This window comes from Amycolatopsis sp. NPDC051102, from assembly GCF_040682815.1.
Taxonomy (GTDB): domain Bacteria; phylum Actinomycetota; class Actinomycetes; order Mycobacteriales; family Pseudonocardiaceae; genus Amycolatopsis.
The window spans coordinates 523,358-539,380 of sequence record NZ_JBFBBT010000003.1 but is presented as its reverse complement, the minus strand read 5'-3'; the positions used below and the strand labels follow the sequence as shown (position 1 = coordinate 539,380).

General features: G+C 72.4%; 19 protein-coding genes. 11 read left to right on the top strand and 8 right to left on the bottom strand.

Annotated elements, in window-relative coordinates; all coding sequences use genetic code 11:
• Nucleotides 1-60 precede the first annotated feature (60 nt).
• Nucleotides 61-612, bottom strand: a complete 552-nt coding sequence (gene sigC, locus AB0M93_RS13045; RefSeq protein WP_364272116.1) for an RNA polymerase sigma factor SigC — start codon at nucleotides 610-612, stop codon at nucleotides 61-63.
• Nucleotides 613-725: 113 nt separating this feature from the next.
• Between sigC and AB0M93_RS13040 the strand changes: the two genes are divergently transcribed.
• A complete protein-coding gene (locus AB0M93_RS13040) occupies nucleotides 726-1,412 on the top strand; it encodes a hypothetical protein (protein WP_364272879.1) in 687 nt (228 codons plus the stop codon).
• Between the two features lie 31 nt (nucleotides 1,413-1,443).
• On the opposite strand, the gene AB0M93_RS13035 is transcribed toward AB0M93_RS13040, so the two are convergent.
• Complete coding sequence (locus tag AB0M93_RS13035) at nucleotides 1,444-1,956, bottom strand: helix-turn-helix transcriptional regulator (protein ID WP_364272113.1); 513 nt, start codon at nucleotides 1,954-1,956, stop codon at nucleotides 1,444-1,446.
• An 89-nt stretch (nucleotides 1,957-2,045) separates the two neighbouring features.
• Between AB0M93_RS13035 and AB0M93_RS13030 the strand changes: the two genes are divergently transcribed.
• Nucleotides 2,046-2,606, top strand: a complete 561-nt coding sequence (locus tag AB0M93_RS13030; protein WP_364272110.1) for a hypothetical protein — start codon at nucleotides 2,046-2,048, stop codon at nucleotides 2,604-2,606.
• Nucleotides 2,603-3,883 carry a carotenoid oxygenase family protein gene (locus AB0M93_RS13025; protein ID WP_364272107.1) on the top strand — a complete coding sequence of 427 codons (1,281 nt, stop codon included), beginning with the start codon at nucleotides 2,603-2,605 and terminating at the stop codon, nucleotides 3,881-3,883. Before AB0M93_RS13030 ends, AB0M93_RS13025 begins: the two co-directional genes overlap by 4 nt.
• Before the next feature lie 4 nt (nucleotides 3,884-3,887).
• Here the strand turns inward: AB0M93_RS13025 and AB0M93_RS13020 are convergent, their stop codons facing one another.
• On the bottom strand, nucleotides 3,888-4,628 hold the full coding sequence (locus AB0M93_RS13020; protein WP_364272104.1) for a DUF427 domain-containing protein: 741 nt from the start codon (nucleotides 4,626-4,628) through the stop codon (nucleotides 3,888-3,890).
• Nucleotides 4,629-4,728: 100 nt separating this feature from the next.
• On the opposite strand from AB0M93_RS13020, the gene AB0M93_RS13015 reads away from it, so the two are divergent.
• The 3 genes from AB0M93_RS13015 to AB0M93_RS13005 all read left to right on the top strand — a co-directional run bounded on the left by AB0M93_RS13015 (nucleotide 4,729) and on the right by AB0M93_RS13005 (nucleotide 7,646).
• Nucleotides 4,729-5,928: an ROK family protein gene (locus AB0M93_RS13015; protein ID WP_364272101.1), complete on the top strand. Its 1,200-nt coding sequence runs from the start codon at nucleotides 4,729-4,731 to the stop codon at nucleotides 5,926-5,928.
• 93 nt (nucleotides 5,929-6,021) lie between these two features.
• Nucleotides 6,022-6,459, top strand: coding sequence for a MarR family transcriptional regulator (locus AB0M93_RS13010; protein WP_364272098.1), 438 nt, complete (start codon nucleotides 6,022-6,024; stop codon nucleotides 6,457-6,459).
• On the top strand, nucleotides 6,456-7,646 hold the full coding sequence (locus AB0M93_RS13005; protein WP_364272095.1) for a cytochrome P450: 1,191 nt from the start codon (nucleotides 6,456-6,458) through the stop codon (nucleotides 7,644-7,646). Before AB0M93_RS13010 ends, AB0M93_RS13005 begins: the two co-directional genes overlap by 4 nt.
• A 7-nt stretch (nucleotides 7,647-7,653) precedes the next feature.
• Here AB0M93_RS13005 and AB0M93_RS13000 read toward each other — a convergent pair whose 3' ends face one another.
• Nucleotides 7,654-8,115 (bottom strand): pyridoxamine 5'-phosphate oxidase family protein, encoded by a 462-nt coding sequence (locus AB0M93_RS13000; RefSeq protein WP_364272092.1) that lies wholly within the window; start codon nucleotides 8,113-8,115, stop codon nucleotides 7,654-7,656.
• Between AB0M93_RS13000 and AB0M93_RS12995 the strand changes: the two genes are divergently transcribed.
• A complete protein-coding gene (locus AB0M93_RS12995) occupies nucleotides 8,114-8,590 on the top strand; it encodes a MarR family transcriptional regulator (RefSeq protein ID WP_364272089.1) in 477 nt (158 codons plus the stop codon). The two genes, AB0M93_RS13000 and AB0M93_RS12995, sit on opposite strands and share 2 nt — an antisense overlap.
• A gap of 21 nt (nucleotides 8,591-8,611) precedes the next feature.
• Here AB0M93_RS12995 and AB0M93_RS12990 read toward each other — a convergent pair whose 3' ends face one another.
• Nucleotides 8,612-9,112 (bottom strand): PaaI family thioesterase, encoded by a 501-nt coding sequence (locus AB0M93_RS12990; RefSeq protein WP_364272086.1) that lies wholly within the window; start codon nucleotides 9,110-9,112, stop codon nucleotides 8,612-8,614.
• A 118-nt stretch (nucleotides 9,113-9,230) separates the two neighbouring features.
• On the opposite strand from AB0M93_RS12990, the gene AB0M93_RS12985 reads away from it, so the two are divergent.
• The 3 genes from AB0M93_RS12985 to AB0M93_RS12975 are packed head-to-tail and all read left to right on the top strand — an operon-like array spanning nucleotide 9,231 to nucleotide 12,727.
• On the top strand, nucleotides 9,231-9,590 hold the full coding sequence (locus AB0M93_RS12985) for a metalloregulator ArsR/SmtB family transcription factor (RefSeq protein WP_364272083.1): 360 nt from the start codon (nucleotides 9,231-9,233) through the stop codon (nucleotides 9,588-9,590).
• 9 nt (nucleotides 9,591-9,599) lie between these two features.
• The gene (locus tag AB0M93_RS12980; RefSeq protein WP_364272080.1) at nucleotides 9,600-10,331 is read left to right on the top strand and encodes a beta-phosphoglucomutase family hydrolase; all 732 of its coding nucleotides are present in this window, start codon (nucleotides 9,600-9,602) and stop codon (nucleotides 10,329-10,331) included.
• The gene (locus AB0M93_RS12975; protein ID WP_364272077.1) at nucleotides 10,328-12,727 is read left to right on the top strand and encodes a glycosyl hydrolase family 65 protein; all 2,400 of its coding nucleotides are present in this window, start codon (nucleotides 10,328-10,330) and stop codon (nucleotides 12,725-12,727) included. Before AB0M93_RS12980 ends, AB0M93_RS12975 begins: the two co-directional genes overlap by 4 nt.
• On the opposite strand, the gene AB0M93_RS12970 is transcribed toward AB0M93_RS12975, so the two are convergent.
• Both AB0M93_RS12970 and AB0M93_RS12965 read right to left on the bottom strand, forming a co-directional pair.
• Complete coding sequence (locus AB0M93_RS12970) at nucleotides 12,708-12,893, bottom strand: hypothetical protein (RefSeq protein ID WP_364272074.1); 186 nt, start codon at nucleotides 12,891-12,893, stop codon at nucleotides 12,708-12,710. The genes AB0M93_RS12975 and AB0M93_RS12970 overlap by 20 nt on opposite strands.
• 41 nt (nucleotides 12,894-12,934) lie before the next feature.
• Entirely contained in the window at nucleotides 12,935-13,873 is a 939-nt protein-coding gene (locus AB0M93_RS12965) for an exopolyphosphatase (protein ID WP_364272071.1), read from the bottom strand.
• A gap of 256 nt (nucleotides 13,874-14,129) precedes the next feature.
• Here AB0M93_RS12965 and AB0M93_RS12960 point away from each other — a divergent pair, with 256 nt between their 5' ends.
• The gene (locus AB0M93_RS12960) at nucleotides 14,130-14,714 is read left to right on the top strand and encodes a class F sortase (protein WP_364272068.1); all 585 of its coding nucleotides are present in this window, start codon (nucleotides 14,130-14,132) and stop codon (nucleotides 14,712-14,714) included.
• A gap of 248 nt (nucleotides 14,715-14,962) precedes the next feature.
• On the opposite strand, the gene AB0M93_RS12955 is transcribed toward AB0M93_RS12960, so the two are convergent.
• On the bottom strand, nucleotides 14,963-16,003 hold the full coding sequence (locus AB0M93_RS12955; protein WP_364272065.1) for an LLM class F420-dependent oxidoreductase: 1,041 nt from the start codon (nucleotides 16,001-16,003) through the stop codon (nucleotides 14,963-14,965).
• Nucleotides 16,004-16,023 lie beyond the last annotated feature (20 nt).

The window sequence follows — 16,023 nt, the reverse complement described above, 5'->3', positions numbered from 1 at the left end:
GACAGCGGAAACCGCCGAATGTGTGCGCCGCCACAGTGCCGGACGGCGCAACGGGCTGGTTCAGCCGGCCCCGCGGGCGCGGCGGGCCTGGATCAGGTCTTCGCGGGCGCGGGCGACGCGGGAGCGGACGGTGCCGACCGGGCAGCCGCAGACGTCGGCGGCCTCGGCGTAGGACAGCCCGAGCACCTGCGTCAGGACGAGCACCTCGCGGCGTTCCGGCTCCAGCCCGTCGAGCAGCAGCCCGAGCTCGACGAGGTCCTCGAAGCCGGCCGCGGGGTCGCGGGTGCGTTCGGCGGCGGCTTCCCAGTCGGTGTCGGCGATCTTGGGCCGCGCACCGGCGGCCCGGATCTGGTCGACGACCACCCGGCGCGCGATGGCCAGCAGCCACGTCCGCGACGACGAGCGTCCCGCGAAGCGGTGAAGGCTGCCGAAGGCGCGAAGGTAGGTCTCCTGCGTCAGATCGTCGGCCGCGGCGGCATCGGTGAGGTGCGCGAGGAAGCGCCAGACGTCGGCCTGGGTGGCGCGGACCCACTCCTCCAGCGCACGCCGGTCGCCACGGCCGGCGGACAAGGCCAGAGCCGTGACGCGGTCGTCGTCCTCACGGTGGGTCATGATCCGGAAACATACAGCGGCGCGAAGCGCCTCCGTTGAGGGTGGTGGCGGGGAGGAAGGCGGAGCTAGCAGTGACGGGGAACTCCGCGGATCCGCCGTCCGACTACTGGGGCATGAGGTGCGAGGACTGCCGTGAAGCACTGTCGGCCCGCTTGGACGGTGAGGCCGAGCCGGTTTCCCCGGACGAGCACCTGGCGTCCTGCGTCGCCTGCCAGGAGTGGTTCGCGGGCGCGGAACGGCTGCGGCGCGCGATGCTGCTGCGCCCGGCGCCGCCGGTGCCGGACCTCACCGCGGCGATCCTCGAGCGCACGCCCGCGCCGTCCGGCGAAGGCTGGGGACTGCGGATCGCGCTGACCGTGGTGGCGATCGCCCAGCTGGGCCTGGCGTTCGCGGAACTGCTCGGGACGGCGCACAGCGGCGTCCACCTCGGCCACGAAAGCGGCGCGTGGAACCTGGCGGTGGGTGTCGGCCTGCTGACGGCGGCCCTACGCCCGAAGACGGCAGGCGGCCAGCTGCCGCTGCTCACCGGGTTCGTCGCTGTGCTCCTGCTGTGGTCGGCGAGCGACCTCGCGGCGGGCCAGGTGACGCTGTCCCGGCTGGCCACCCACCTGCTCGTGGTGCTCGGCCTGGCGTTGCTGTACGCGGTCCACCACGCGCACCGCGACCGGGGCACGCCGCTCCCCGCGGCGACGGCCGGCGACGGCACGCCGGCGTCCGGGTCCACTGTGGACGCTCCCGCGGCGGGACGGCCGCGGCCACGCGCCTTCCGGCGCCAAGCCCACGGCCGGCACGCGGCCTGAACGACCTGCCGCATAGGACGTTATACGCCGGTCATTCGACCTGCTTGACCGCCCACTCCGCCCACTCGCGCTGCATGACGGAGAAGCGCTTGCCCCACTCCAGGACGAGCCGGCCGTACAGCGACTGGTTGTCCTCGCCCCAGTCGATCGTGGTTTCCAGCTCCTCGAGCCGCCGCTCGCGCTCCCGCCCCGTCTCCCCCATCGAGGCGAGGTAGCCGCGAGCCTGGTCCGGGGTGACCGAGCCGAGGAAGTACACCCGCAACAGGGTGGCGCTGCGCGGCGGCCCGCCGGGTTCGACCTCGATCAGCCAGTGCCGCAGCTCCGCGAGCCCGGCTTCGGTGATCTCGTACTCCTTGCGCCCGCGCGGCCCCTCGGCGAGGACGCGGATCATGCCCGCGGCCTCCAGCTTGCCGAGCTCGCCGTAGAGCTGGCTCTGCGTCGCGGGCCAGACGCTGGCCATCGCCCGCTCGAACCGTTTCAGCAGGTCGTAGCCGCTTCCGGGCTCGTCGGCCAGCATCCCCAGCACCGCGTGTCGAAGGCTCATGCCCCCATTCTGACATTCCACTATTGACATGTCCAACCGGCACGTTCTAACTTCGACATGTCAAAGTTGGAACGTCAGGAAGGACCGTCGTGAACTACTTGAAGAGCCTGCTGCCGTGGATCGCGTTCGCCGTGGTCGCGACCCAGTTCGACTGGCGCTGGTCGGGGCTGACCGGCCTGGCGATCTCGGCCGTGCTGCTCCTGCTCGCCCGCCGCGACGGCCGCAAGGCCGACACGCTGATCATCGAATGGAGCGGGTTCGCCTTCTTCACGCTGCTCACCGCCCTCGCGTTCAGCGTCCCGGCGTCACCGCTGAAGACCTACACCGGCGCGCTCACCGACGCGTGGCTGGCGCTCACCGCCTGGGGCTCGCTCGCCATCGGCAAGCCGTTCACCCTCGGCATCGCCCGCACGTCGACCCCGGAGGCGCTCTGGGACAACCCGCTCTTCAAGCGCGTCAACGTGATCATCACGCTGGTCTGGGCGGCGAGCTTCACCGTCGGCGGGGTCGCGGGCATCGCCCTGCTGAACTTCGCGCCGCACGCCACCTTCGCGCTCATCGCGCTCAAGGTGCTCTGCTTCGCCGTCCCCGTCGCCTTCACCATCCGCTACCCGCGCATCGTGCGCGCCCGCGCCCGGGAAGCCGCATGACCACCTCGGAGTTCCACCTCACCGGCGCCTACGCCCCCGTCCACGACGAACTGACCGCGTTCGACCTCCCGGTGACGGGCACCCTGCCGCCCGAGCTGACCGGCTGGTACCTGCGCAACGGCCCGAACCCGCGCGGCGACAGCAAGCACTGGTTCACCGGCGACGGCATGGTCCACGGCGTCCGCCTCGAGCACGGCCGCGCCGCCTGGTACCGCAACCGCTGGGTGCGGACCGAGAGCTTCGAAAACCCGGACCTGGAGCTGTACAACGAAGACGGCACGCGGAACCTGCACAGCAGCGTCGCGAACACGCACGTCGTCAACCACGCCGGCCGCACGCTCGCGCTCGTCGAGTCGTCGCTGCCGTACGAGATCACGACGGACCTCGAAACCGTGGGCGTGTACGACTTCGGCGGCGAACTGGCCGACGCGATGACCGCACACCCGAAGATCTGCCCGGTGACCGGGGAATTGCACTTCTTCGGCTACGGCAGCATCACCGCGCCGCACGTGGGCTACTACCGCGCCGACGCGGCCGGGAAGCTCGTCGTCAAGCAGCCGATCGACGTGCCGGGGCTGACGATGATGCACGACTTCGCGCTCACCGGCGAGCACGTCGTGTTCTACGACCTGCCCGTGGTGTTCGACCGGGCGTCGGTCGGCCGGGGCATGCCCTACCGCTGGGACGCCGGCTACGGCGCCCGCCTCGGCGTGCTGCGCCGCGACCGGCCCGCGGCCGGCGTGCGCTGGCTGGAGATCGAGCCCTGCTACGTCTTCCACACGCTCAACGCGTTCGACACCCCGGACGGCCGGATCGTCGTGCACGTCATGCGCTACGACCACCAGTGGTGGGCCGGCCACGACGACCCGCCGGCGTCGCTGTGGCGCTGGACGATCGACCTCGCGGCCGGCACGGTGACCGAAGACCGGCTCGACGACCGGCCGGGCGAGTTCCCCCGCATCGACGACCGGCTCGCCGGGTCCGACGCGCGCTTCGGTCACGTCACCGGCCACGACGTCCTGCGCCGCTACGACCTGCACACGGGCACGGCCACCGAGCACGTCTTCGCGCCCGGCCGCGTTCCCGGCGAAGCGGTGTTCGTTCCCGCCGAGCACGGCGAAGGCTGGCTGCTCACCTACGTCCACGACGCGGCGGAGGACCGCAGCGACCTCGTCGTGCTCGACGCCGGGAACCTCGCCGCGGCGCCGGTGGCGGCGGTCCACCTCCCGCAGCGGGTGCCCGCGGGCTTCCACGGGAACTGGCTGCCGGACGCGTGAGTGCTCAGGCGAACTTCGTCTTCGGCCGGTCCTGCCGGACGCCGTCGACGTAGACGTCCACCTTCTCGTCGAGGAACGCCACCAAGCCGGCGACGCGGGTGCTCTCGGGCAGCGGCGTCGGGTAGCTCCAGGCGAGGTCCTCGTGCCCGGCGACGTCGAAGTGGTCGGCGGCGCCCTTGTACGGGCAGTGCGTCACGACCTCGATCTTCTCCAGCAGGTCCATCCGGACGTCGACGCGGGGCAGGTAGTAGCGGGTCGGCAGGCCGGTCTCGAACAGCAGGTGCGGGCGCACCGAGTCGGCGACGGTGACGCCGTCGACCTCGATCCGGACGTGCCGCGAGCTCGGCAAGATGTCGACGCGGACGCCGGGGTCGCGCGGGTGCGTGAAGATCTGTTCGTCCTCTTCGAACCAGTCGAACGCGCCGAACTCGAACCGGACGTGGCCGCGGAGCTCTTCGATCGGCGAATCCGGGTACTCCAGCGCGCCGTCCACCGCCTCGGCTCCGGCACCCTTTATCGTCGACAGAACAGCTTCTCCGCGGCTCGGCGAGTGCGCCGTCCGGCCGGAGGGGGTGAGAACGCCGCTCACGACGTCCGCGCGCGGGATGTAGTACGTGGGGTAGTACGGAACTTCCCACACCAGGAGGGGGTGCACCGTGTCCGCGACGACCTGCCCGCCGAGGAACACCCGTACCCGCTTCGCGCCTTGTGCCACGCGGACCCGGCCGCGTACCGGAGTGCTCATGATGCGGTCAACCGGCCCCGGAGTGCGCGTATTCCGGCGGGATCCGGGGCGGGACGGCTAGCGTGGCAGGCAGCACGAGGACGACAGGAGGCGGGCACGGGTGGCCGGCGTAGAAGTTCCCACGGTCGGTACCCCCGCCGGGATGCGCAAGATCAACCAGCGGGCGGTGCTGGACCTGCTGCGCCGCCGCGGCCCGGCGACCCGGCCGCAGGTGGCGAAGGACACCGGGCTGTCGAAGCCGACGGTCAGCCAGGCCCTGCTGGCGCTGGAGGCCGCCGGGCTGGCCCGGCCGACCGGGCAGACGTCCACCGGCACCGGCCGGTCGGCGGTGCTGTACGAGGCCGACCCGACCGCGGGGTACGTGCTGGGCGTCGACATCGGCCGCGAGCACCTGCGGGTCGCGGTGTCGGACCTCGGCCGCACGCTGGTGGCGCGCCGCGACGAGCGCAACACGGCCCGCTCCGGCGCGGCGCTGGTGACGGCGGTCGGCAAGATCGCGGCCGCGGCGGTCGCGGAGGCCGGTCTTGCGGCGGCCGACATCGTTGTCCGCGTGGTCGGCTCCCCCGGCGTCGCCGATCCGGAGAAGCGGTGCTTCCGGCACGCGCCGAACCTGCCGGGCTGGGGCCGCGCGGGCCTGATCGACGACCTCGAAGCAGCACTGGGCCCGGACCTGATGGTGGAGAACGACGCGAACCTCACCGCGGTCGGCGAGTGGGAGAGCGGCGCGGCCCGCGGCGCGTCGGTGTTCGGCTGCATCACGATCGGCACCGGCGTCGGCATGGGCATGATGGTCGACGGCCGGGTGTTCCGCGGCGCGACCGGCGCGGCGGGCGAGATCGGCTACCTCCCGTACGGCCGCACGCGCGCGGCCGACGAGCCCGGCACCCCGCCCGCCCGCGGCCACCTCGAAGAGGCGACGGCGGCCCAGTCGGTCGTCCAGGGCGCCCGCGAACTCGGCCTGGGCACGGCGAAATCGGCCCGCGAGGTGTTCCGCCTGGCCCGCGAAGGCGACGAGCTGGCCCGCCGCGCAGTGGAGACGGAAGCGGACCGCCTGGCGTACACGGTGGCCTCGGTGGCGGCGGTGATCGACCCCGAGCTGATCGTCCTGGGCGGCGGCATGGGCACGGCCGCGGACCTGCTGCTGGAGCCGATCGACCGCGCCCTGCGCGCGTTCACGCCGCTGGTGCCGAAGGTGGTCCAGGGCGAACTGGGCGAGGACGCGGTGCTGACGGGCGCGATCAGCGTGGGCCTGCGGGCGGCGGAAGGCCTGGTGTTCGAGCGCCGGGTCGGTGCCGCCTAGCCACCTGTCGCCCGAGAACTACTAACTATCTGACCAAGTCTCCCCCTGCACTCGCTTGCGCCCGAAAGTTAGTAAGCAATACAGTACTAACTCGTGGACGACGAGTCAGTGCAGGCGTTGCGCCGGAGTGTGCTCCGGCTCGCGCGGCGGTTGCGCGGCAGCCGCTCGGCGGGGGCACTGAGCCCCGCCAAGGTGGGCGTGCTGGCCTACCTCTCCCGGCACGGTGCGAGCAGCCCGGGCGAGATCGCCGCCGCCGACGCGCAGCGGCCGCAGGCGCTGACGAAAGTGTTCACCGAACTGGAGGCCGACGGGCTGATCAGCCGCTCGCCCAACGAAGACGACGGGCGCAGCGTCGTCCTCGGCCTCACCGCGCCCGGGGCAGCCGCCCTGGAAGCCGACATGCGGGAACGCGACGAGTGGCTGGCCGCCGCGTTCGGCACGCTCGGCGAGACCGAGCGCGGTGTCATCCGGCTGGCCGCTCCCCTGCTCGAGCGCCTCTGCGACCACCCCGCCCCGAAGGGGAAACCATGAGCGACGTCTTCCCGCCGCCCCGCGCGTGTCCGTACACGCCGCCGTCCCGGCTGACCGAACTGCAACGCGAGGCGCCGATCACCCGGGTCCGGATCTGGGACGGGAGCACGCCGTGGCTGCTGACCCGGTACGCCGACGTCCGCGCGGTGCTCGCCGATCGCCGGTTCAGCGTCGATCCCACCCGGCCCGGCTACCCCGCCCGCGGCCCGGCGAGCCGGGGCCGGCGGACCGGACGCGGTTCGTTCATCTCCATGGACGGGCCCGAGCACACCCGGTTGCGCCGGATGCTGATCAGCGAGTTCACCGTGCGCCGCGTCGAGGCCCTGCGGCCGGCGATCGAGCGGATCGCCGCCGGTCTGCTGGACGAACTGACCGCCGGGCCCCAGCCCGCCGACCTGGTCGGCCGGTACGCGCTGCCGCTGCCGTCCATCGTCATCAGCGAACTGCTCGGTGTGCCCTACGAAGACCACGCCTTCTTCGAAAACCGCGCCCGGGCGATGCTCGACGACTCGGCAGGCGGCGCGGCCAACCGGGCCGCCACCACGGAACTCGCCCGCTACCTCGGCACCCTGCTGCACCGGCGGAGCACCCACCCCACCGACGACCTGCTGGGCCGCCTGAGCGCGGAGCAGATCGCCACCGGCGCCCTTTCCCGGGCGGACGCGGTGGCCACGGCGATCCTGCTGCTGGTCGCCGGCCACGAAACCACCGCCAACCAGATCGCCCTCTCCACCGCGTTCCTGCTCGACAACCCCCAGCACGCCAACGCTTTCCGGGGACCGGGCGATCCCCCGTCGACCGCGGTCGACGAACTGCTGCGGCTGCTGACGATCACCCACTTCGGCCGCCGCCGCGTCGCGACCGAGGACGTGGCGCTCGGCGACGTCACCATCCGCGCCGGCGAGGGCGTCATCGCCGCCGCCGACGTGGCCAACCGCGATCCCGGCGAGTTCGCCGATCCGGACGAGGTGGACTTCGGCCGCAGCCCCAACCACCACCTCGCCTTCGGGCACGGCGAGCACCTGTGCCTCGGCCACCACCTCGCCCGCCTCGAACTCCAGGTCGCGCTGACCGCGCTGCTGCGGCGCCTGCCCCGGCTCCGGCTCGCCGTCCCCACCGGCGAACTGCCGTTCCGGCACGCCCACCCGATCTACGGCATCGACCGGGTCCCGGTCGCCTGGGACTGAGGGAGCGCTAAGCCGCCCGCCACGCCTCGCCGCCGGCCGACAACCGCCAGGGTGTCAGGCGCAGCACCGTGATCTTCGGGTCCCGGTGGTCCTCGCCGCCGAGGATCTTCGGGTCGTAGCCCAGCGGCTCCGGCGTCGACGCGAACGGGTCCCACAGGTACTTGCGCGTCTCCTCGTCGTCCGCGAACTCCGCGCGGCACTCCGCCACCGCCACTTCGTGCTGCGGATCCCAGTACGAGCACGACACGTACGGCGAGGCGGTCAGGTGCGCGACCTTCAACGGCGTCGGCCGGGTGAACAGCCAGCCCGTCAGGCCGTCGGGGCCGGTCTCCCAGATCGGGTGGACGACGCGGGAGCGCGGCCTCCCCCGCCGGTCGACGGTCACCAAGGTGCACCAGACGATCCGGTGCGCCACGCGGACGAACCCTTCGGCCAGCTCGGCGGGCACCCTGCTAGATTCCACAACCATGGTTGTGCATCCTAGCACCCTCGACCTGCCGCTGACGGCGCTCTTCGCGGGCTGGGCGATGACGGACGAGGTCCAGCGGCGGCTCGCGGGGCAGGGTTTCGGCGACCTGCGGTTCAACGACGGCGTGGTGATCCAGCACGTCCTGGCCGCGCCGCTGTCGATCACCGCGCTGGCCGAACGGATGGGCGTGACCCAGCAGGCGGCGTCGAAGGCCGTCGCGGACCTCGAACGCCGTGGCCTGCTGCGGCGTCAGGCGGATCCGGCGGACGCCCGCACGAAGCTGTTGCACCTGACCGAGCACGCGGTGGCCGCCGTCGAGGCGACGCGCGTGCTGCGGCGGGAACTCCAGGAGGAACTGGTCGCGGAGTACGGCGCCGAGCGCATCGACGACGCCCGGGACCTGCTGGCGGCGGTCATCGGCCGGTACGGCGGCGACGACGCGGTCCGCGGCCGCCGGGTCCGGCCGCCACGGTGACTCCCGGACGAGGCGACCGCGTCAGCGGGTGATCACACAGGTGCCCGACGCCGTGGCCAGCAGCTTGCCTTCGGCGTCGCGGATCTCGCCCTCCGCGAAGGCGATCCGCGAACCCTCCTTCACCACCCGGCCCGTCGCGCGGATCTCGCCGCGGCCGGCGTGGATCGCGCGCAGGTAGCTCACCTTCAGCTCCACCGACGCGTACCCCACCCCCGCCGGGAGGGTCGTGTGGACCGCGCAGCCGACCACCGAGTCCAGCATCGTCGCCGCCACGCCGCCGTGGACCATGCCGATCGGGTTGTACAGGGACTCGTCCGGCTCGGCGACCGCGACGACCTCGCCCGGTTCGACGCGCTCCCAGCGCATCCCGAAGTGCGCGGCGATCGGCGCCGGCGGGACGCGGCCGTCGGCGATCGCCCGCATGTACTCCAGACCGGACATCGTGGCGCCGAGACGAGCCGTCTCCAGCGGGTCCTGCCACGTGATGGTCTTCGAACGGACCTGTGCTGCGACGTCAGTCATCCCGGCTCCTCGACTATGACAACTGTCTTAAGCCTCGCCCGGGGGACGGCGAGCGTCAAGCGCCGCGTGACCCAGGCCACCGGTGGTCCGCCCGCCACGCGGATGGAATCATCCGGGGGTGAGCACCGACCGCAAGCTGATCGACCCGGAGCGCGTCGCGGCGGCGGTCGACGGGCTCGGCGACCGCGCCGTCATCGACGAGTGGGCGCGGCGCTTCTCCGTGGTCGCCGACCCGTCCCGGCTCGCCCTGCTGGTCTCCATCCACTACGCCCGCGAGATCAGCGTCACCGACCTGGCCGCGGCGACCGGTATGACCGACACCGCGGTGTCGCAGGCCCTGCGGCTGCTGCGGGCCCACGGGCTGGTCACGCCGCAGCGCGCCGGCCGGGTGGTCCGCTACCGCCTCGCGGACGCGACGGTGCACGAACTCATCCACCGCGTGCGCCCACATCCCGCGAACGATCCCTCGGACCGGTAGCGTGCGGGCATGACGGGATTGCCGGACACCATCACCGCCTGCCTGTTCGACCTCGACGGAGTATTGACCGGCACGGCGATCCTCCACCGCGAAGCCTGGAAGCGGACATTCGACGAATTTCTCCGCGCCCGCGACGGCGCCGGGTTCGCGGAGTTCACCGACCACGACTACGCGGCCTTTGTGGACGGCCGCCCGCGCGCCGACGGCGTGCGGGAGTTCCTGCGGTCACGGGAGATCGTGCTGCCCGAGGGCGAGCCCGACGACCCGGTGGACGCCCCGACCGTCAACGGCGTGGGCAACCGCAAGAACGAACTGGTCCTCAAGATCATCGACGAGCGCGGCGTCAACCCGTACCCGGGTTCGGTGCGCTACCTCGAAGCCGTGAAAGCCGCCGGGCTGCGGATCGCCGTCGTGACGTCGTCGGCGAACGGCGCGAAGGTCCTCGACGGGGCCGACCTGAGCAAGTACGTCGAAGCGCGCATCGACGGCATCGTCATCCGCGAACAGCACCTGAAGGGCAAGCCCGCGCCGGACTCGTTCCTGGCCGGCGCCGCGGCGCTCGGCGTCGAGCCCGCGCACGCGGCCGTCTTCGAGGACGCCCAGTCCGGCGTCCAGGCCGGGAAGGCCGGCGGCTTCGGGTACGTGGTCGGCGTGAACCGCGCCGACCAGGCCGCGGAACTGCGGGCCCACGGGGCCGACATCGTCGTCGACGACCTCGCCGACCTCCTGGAGGACCGATGACCGAACCGCACGGCTACGAATGCTCGCCGTGGGAACTGCGGTGGCGCGGCATGGACGTCGACGCCCTGCAGCGCACCGAATCGGCGTTCGCCGTGTCCAACGGCCACATCGGGCTGCGCGGCACCCTCGAGGAGGCCGAGCCGCGCGGGCTGCCCGGCACGTACCTCAACGGGTTCTACGAACAGCACGAACTCCCCTACGCCGAGGCGGGCTACGGCTACCCCGAAGAGGGGCAGACCGTCGTCAACGTGACCGACGGCAAGATCATCCGGCTGCTCGTCGAGGACGAACCGCTCGACATGCGCTACGGCGCGGCCACCGCGCACGACCGGGTGCTGGACTTCCGCAAGGGCACGCTGTCGCGGACCACGGAGTGGTCGTCGCCGACCGGGCGGCGGGTCCGCGTGCGCACCGAACGGCTCGTGTCGTTCACCCAGCGCGCGATCGCCGCGATCCGGTACGAGGTCGAGCCGCTCGACGAGGACCTGCAGCTGGTCGTCCAGTCCGACCTGCTGGCCAACGAGCCGATCGAGTCCGACACGAGCGACCCGCGAGTGGCCGCCGCGCTGGAATCGCCGCTGGTCGGCGAGTTCCACCGCGCGTCGGACTACAACGCCGTGCTGGTGCACCAGACCCGCCGCTCCGGGCTGCGGATGGCCGCGGCCATGGACCACAAGATCGAGGTGGACGACGGGATCCGCGCCCGCATCCACTCCGAGGAGGACCTGGCGCGGCTGACCGTCGCGGTCGACGTGCCGAAGGGCGGCCGGCTGCGCATCACCAAGTTCCTCGCCTACGGCTGGTCCGCGCAGCGGTCGGTGCCCGCGCTGCGCGCGCAGGTCGAGGCGGCGCTGGCCGGCGCCCGCCAGACGGGCTGGAAGGGCCTGCTCACCGAGCAGCGCGAATTCTTGGACGACTACTGGCGGACGTCGGACATCGAGATCGAGGGCGACCCCGAACTGCAGCAGGCGGTCCGCTTCGCCCTGTTCCACATCCTGCAGGCCGGGGCCCGCGGCGAGAGCCGCGCGATCGCCGGCAAGGGGCTGACCGGGCCCGGCTACGACGGGCACGCCTTCTGGGACACCGAATCCTTCGTGCTGCCGGTGCTCACCTACACCATCCCGGACGCGGCGCGCGACGCCCTCCGCTGGCGACACTCCACAATGGACAAAGCGCGGGAACGCGCGCACCAGCTGGGGTTGCGCGGCGCGGCGTTCCCGTGGCGGTCGATCAACGGCGCCGAGTGCTCGGCGTACTGGCCGGCGGGCACGGCGGCGTTCCACGTCAGCGCGGACATCGCCGACGCCGTCCTGCGCTACCTCAACGCAACCGGCGACGAAGAGTTCGAACGTGCCTACGGCACCGAGCTGCTGCTGGAAACCGCGCGGCTGTGGGCGTCACTGGGCCACCACGACCGGCACGGCGCGTTCCGCATCGACGGCGTCACCGGGCCCGACGAGTACTCGGCGGTGGCGGACAACAACGTCTACACGAACCTGATGGCGCGGCGGAACCTGCAGGCGGCGGCGGAGTCGTGCGAGCGGCACCCGGACGTGGCCGCGCGGTTCGGCGTCGACACCGTCGAACTGGACTCCTGGCGCGCGGCCGCCGCGGCGATGTACCTGCCCTACGAAGCGGAACTCGGCGTGCACCCGCAGTCGGAGGGGTTCCTCGACCACGACGAGTGGGACTACGAGCACACCGATCCGGCGCAGTACCCGCTGCTGCTGCACTTCCCGTACTTCGACCTGTACCGCAAGCAGGTCGTGAAGCAGGCGGACCTGGTGCTGGCGCTGCACCTGTGCGGCGATTCCTTCAGCCAGGAGGAGAAAGCCCGGAACTTCGCCTACTACGAAGCACGGACCGTGCGTGATTCCTCGTTGTCGGCGGGAACGCAGGCGGTCATCGCGGCCGAGGTGGGCCACCTGGAGCTGGCCTACGACTACCTCGCCGAAGCCGCCCTGACCGACCTGCACGACGTGCACAACAACGTCCGCAACGGCCTGCACATGGCGTCGCTGGCCGGGGCGTGGCAGGGCGCCGTGGCCGGGTTCGGCGGCCTGCGCGACCACGGCGGGACGCTCGCGTTCGCGCCGCGGCTGCCCCCGCAGCTCGGGCGGATCACCTTCCGCCTGATGTTCCGCGGCACCCGGTTCCAGGTCGAGATCGACCCCGACCAGGCCACCTACCACGTGGTCGCCGGCGATCCCCTCGAAGTGCTGCACCACGGCGAGCGCATCACGATCACGGCGGAGCCGCGGCAGTACGCGATCCCGAAAATCGACGCCGGCCCGACACCGAAGCAGCCACCGGGGCGGGCGCCGATGCGCCGGGACTCGGAGGCGGTGCGTCAGTACGCCGAGCCGGCCAATCCCATCACTGAGGAAGGTCGCTGACGACGTCTTCCCGCGCGGGTGGGGCCGGGACTTCCTCGGTCCCACCCGGGTTGACGTCGGGGTCGGGGGCGGTCGGCACGTCGTGGGTCAGCTGCCCGGGCGTCGGGAGCTTCGGGAGCTCGTCGTCTTCGTCGTCACGGCCGTGGATGCGCTGCTGCTCGCTCATGCCTTCCGGGATACCCGGTTTTCCCGCGCGGGGCCAGCGGATCAGGCCGCGCTTTTCGCCGCCGCCCGCGCTTTGTCCTGCAGGCTGAGCAGCAGGCCGTCGCGGGTGGACCACGGGCAGATCGTCACTTTGCCGCCGGCCACCGTCAGCAGGGCTTCCGCGACGATGGCGCCGGCCAGGGCCTGGTGGGCGCGGCTGCGGGAGATGCCGGGCAGCTCGGCCCGCTTCGACGGCGGCAGCGCGGCGAGCCGCGGGATCCACGCGCGGAGGTCGTCGAGCCGCAGTTCCTTGCACTTGCCCGGCCGGGCGCCGGCGAGCCGCGCGAGCTGCTGCAGCACCTTCGAGCAGCCGACGACCCGCGGGTCGTCGACGTCGGCGGCCCCGAGCGTGGTGGTCACGACGTCGAGGGCGTGCGCGCGCAGCGCCTTGACCTGCTTGTTCGACACGCGCTCGGACGGCAGCCAATCCCGCGTCATCGACCGGGCGCCCAGCGGGAGCGAGCGCGCGAAGGTGGCCTTCTCGCCGCGGCCGGCGGCCAGCTCGACCGTCCCGCCGCCGATGTCGAGCACGAGCATCGGCCCGGCGTCCCGGGCGTACCAGCGGCGCGCGGCCAGGTAGGTCAGCTCGGCCTCGCAGCGGCCGGAGAGGAACCGCAGCTCGACGCCGGTTTCGCCGGCGACGTGCCGGACGACGTCCGCCGCGTTGGCCGCGTCGCGGATCGAAGAAGTGGCGAGCGGGTAGACGTCGCTCACGCCGTGGCGGTACGCGGTGGTCATGCCCGCGGCGACGGCGGCCGTGACGGCCTCGATGCCGCGGTCGGAGAGCCGGCCACGCGCGTCGAGCTCGCGATCGAGACGCAGCCGCGTCTGGTGGTTCACCAGCGGTTCCCGCGGCGAGCCGTCGACCGGCACCACCACGAGCCGGGCGCTGAACGACCCGACGTCCAGCACGCCCACCGCGGGCTCTTCGATTTTTCGCACAGCTCGGCGCACCTCCACTTCCGCCCGGTGAATATCCCCAGTCCAACGGTTTGAAACCAGTAATGATGGCTGATCTCACCGCCGCGTGCCGCGCATTTCCGCTAATGAGGCCCTCTGGACGCGCCTTTTGACGCGAAGGTCACAGTGCGATAACCCGATTGAGTGAACCTTTGTGCGTCTGGACACGATTCGGTAACGCCCACGCTCAGCCAGCGATTCAGGAGACATCGAAACCGGTGTGGGGCAGGGAAACGTGATGAGGCGACGCTCCGAGCTCATCCGGCCGGCGGCCGTCGTGCTCGCGGTCGTGGCCGGGCTGGGCTGCGTCCTGCTCGGGGTCACGTCGGTGCTGGCCCCGATCCCCTCGGTGACGCCGGGAGCGGAGGCGGCGGACCGCCCGGCCGGCGCCCCACCGGCGGAGCTGCGGATCCCCGACCTCGGCTTGCGCCTGGACCACCTGGTCGCGCTGGGCCACACGGCCGGCCGCCGCGAGCAACCGGGCACGGCCCTCGGAGCCGGCTGGTTCACCGACGGCCCGGCCCCGGGAGCACCGGGCGTCGCGGTGGTGTCGGGCCACGCGAGCTTCGGCTACGCAGCCGGCGCCTTCGCGCGCCTGGCGCGGCTCAAGCCGGGCGCAACGATCACGGTCCGCGACAGCGGCGGCCACGAGACGCGGTTCGCGGTCCGCCGGGTGGAGCTGTTCCCGGCGAACGAGCCGGACAGCACACTGGTCGCCCCGGAGGGCCCGGGACCGGAGCTGCGGCTGATCACGAGCGACGGAAGCTACGACAGCGCGGGCTTGGGCGGGGCGCGGGTGGCGGTGTACGCGGCGCCGGCCTGACGCTCGGGGTTGGGCAGTTGCCTCGGGGTGCGATTCGCCGCTCACCGAGTAGACGCCCCCGCGGGCTCCGTAGGCGCTCGCCGGGCGGCAGGGTTTGCGGCCCGACACCGCGCGAGGCTGGCGCCCCCGGCAACCACTCGCCGGACGGCAGGATTTGCTGCCCGGCACCCCGCCAAGCCGTCGCCTCGGCACCCTCTCGCCGGACGGCAGAGCCTGCGGGGACGCGGCACCGCGCCCCCGCACCGCACTCAGTCGATCAGCTCGCGCAGCTGCGACACCGCCGCCACGCGGGCCTCGCGGCCGGGCTGCAGCGGGTTCACCACCAGCGTCGTCGCGCCCGCCGCCGCGAAGGCCGCCAAGCGCTCCTTCACGTAGCCCGCCGGGCCCACCAGGGAAATTGCGCGCAGCAGGTCCAGCGGGACCGCCGCGGCCGCCTCCTCCTTCTTGCCGTCCAGGTACAGGTCCTGGATCAGCTTCGCTTCCGCCTCGTAGCCGTAGCGGCAGGCCAGGTCGTTGTAGAAGTTCTTGCCGCGCGCACCCATCCCGCCGACGTACAGGGCCACCACCGGCCGCACGTGGTCGAGCAGGGACTCCACGTCGTCGCCGATCGCCAGGGCCACCGAGACGAACGTGTCCAGCTCGCCCAGTGCCGCGTCGCGCTTGGCCTTGCCCTCGGCCAGGGACGCGCCCCAGACGTCGGCCGCCTTCTCCGGGTGGAAGAAGATCGGCTGCCAGCCCTCGGCGATCTCGGCCGTCAGTGCCACGTTCTTCGGCCCGAGCGAGGCCAGCAGCACCGGGATCCGCTCCCGCACCGGGTGGTTGATCAGCTTCAGCGGCTTGCCGAGCCCGGTGCCCTGCTCCGGCGGCAGCGGGATCGTGTAGTGCTTGCCCTCGTGCACCACGCGCTCGCGGCGCCACACCTGGCGGCACACCTCGACGATCTCGCGGGTGCGGGCCAGCGGCGCGTCGTACTTCACGCCGTGGAACCCCTCGATGACCTGCGGGCCGGACGCACCGAGCCCGAGGATGAACCGCCCGTCGGAGACGAAGTCGAGCCCGGCCGCCGTCATCGCGGTCAGCGTCGGCGTGCGGGTGTAGATCTGGAAGATGCCCGACGCCAGCTGGACGCGCTCGGTCTTCGCGGCCAGGTAGCCGAGCTGGCTGACCGCGTCGAACGAGTACGCCTCCGGCACGAAGACGACGTCGAGGCCGGCCTTCTCCAGTTCGACGACGTCCGCCACGCTGTCGGCGAAGCCTCCGGCGTAGCTGATCCCGGTCCCGATCCTCATCGGCGTCCTCCCGTGCTGAA

Bases quoted from the DNA above. Each gene is read 5' to 3' on its own strand.
- AB0M93_RS12975 (WP_364272077.1), top strand. From the start codon at position 10,328: ATGACCGAACCGCACGGCTACGAATGCTCGCCGTGGGAACTGCGGTGG.
- AB0M93_RS13035 (WP_364272113.1), bottom strand. From the start codon at position 1,956: ATGAGCCTTCGACACGCGGTGCTGGGGATGCTGGCCGACGAGCCCGGA.
- AB0M93_RS13000 (WP_364272092.1), bottom strand. From the start codon at position 8,115: ATGGTTGTGGAATCTAGCAGGGTGCCCGCCGAGCTGGCCGAAGGGTTC.
- AB0M93_RS12980 (WP_364272080.1), top strand. From the start codon at position 9,600: ATGACGGGATTGCCGGACACCATCACCGCCTGCCTGTTCGACCTCGAC.
- AB0M93_RS12970 (WP_364272074.1), bottom strand. From the start codon at position 12,893: ATGAGCGAGCAGCAGCGCATCCACGGCCGTGACGACGAAGACGACGAG.
- sigC (WP_364272116.1), bottom strand. From the start codon at position 612: ATGACCCACCGTGAGGACGACGACCGCGTCACGGCTCTGGCCTTGTCC.
- AB0M93_RS12995 (WP_364272089.1), top strand. From the start codon at position 8,114: ATGGTTGTGCATCCTAGCACCCTCGACCTGCCGCTGACGGCGCTCTTC.
- AB0M93_RS13005 (WP_364272095.1), top strand. From the start codon at position 6,456: ATGAGCGACGTCTTCCCGCCGCCCCGCGCGTGTCCGTACACGCCGCCG.
- AB0M93_RS13025 (WP_364272107.1), top strand. From the start codon at position 2,603: ATGACCACCTCGGAGTTCCACCTCACCGGCGCCTACGCCCCCGTCCAC.
- AB0M93_RS13020 (WP_364272104.1), bottom strand. From the start codon at position 4,628: ATGAGCACTCCGGTACGCGGCCGGGTCCGCGTGGCACAAGGCGCGAAG.
- AB0M93_RS12990 (WP_364272086.1), bottom strand. From the start codon at position 9,112: ATGACTGACGTCGCAGCACAGGTCCGTTCGAAGACCATCACGTGGCAG.
- AB0M93_RS13040 (WP_364272879.1), top strand. From the start codon at position 726: ATGAGGTGCGAGGACTGCCGTGAAGCACTGTCGGCCCGCTTGGACGGT.
- AB0M93_RS12955 (WP_364272065.1), bottom strand. From the start codon at position 16,003: ATGAGGATCGGGACCGGGATCAGCTACGCCGGAGGCTTCGCCGACAGC.
- AB0M93_RS12960 (WP_364272068.1), top strand. From the start codon at position 14,130: ATGAGGCGACGCTCCGAGCTCATCCGGCCGGCGGCCGTCGTGCTCGCG.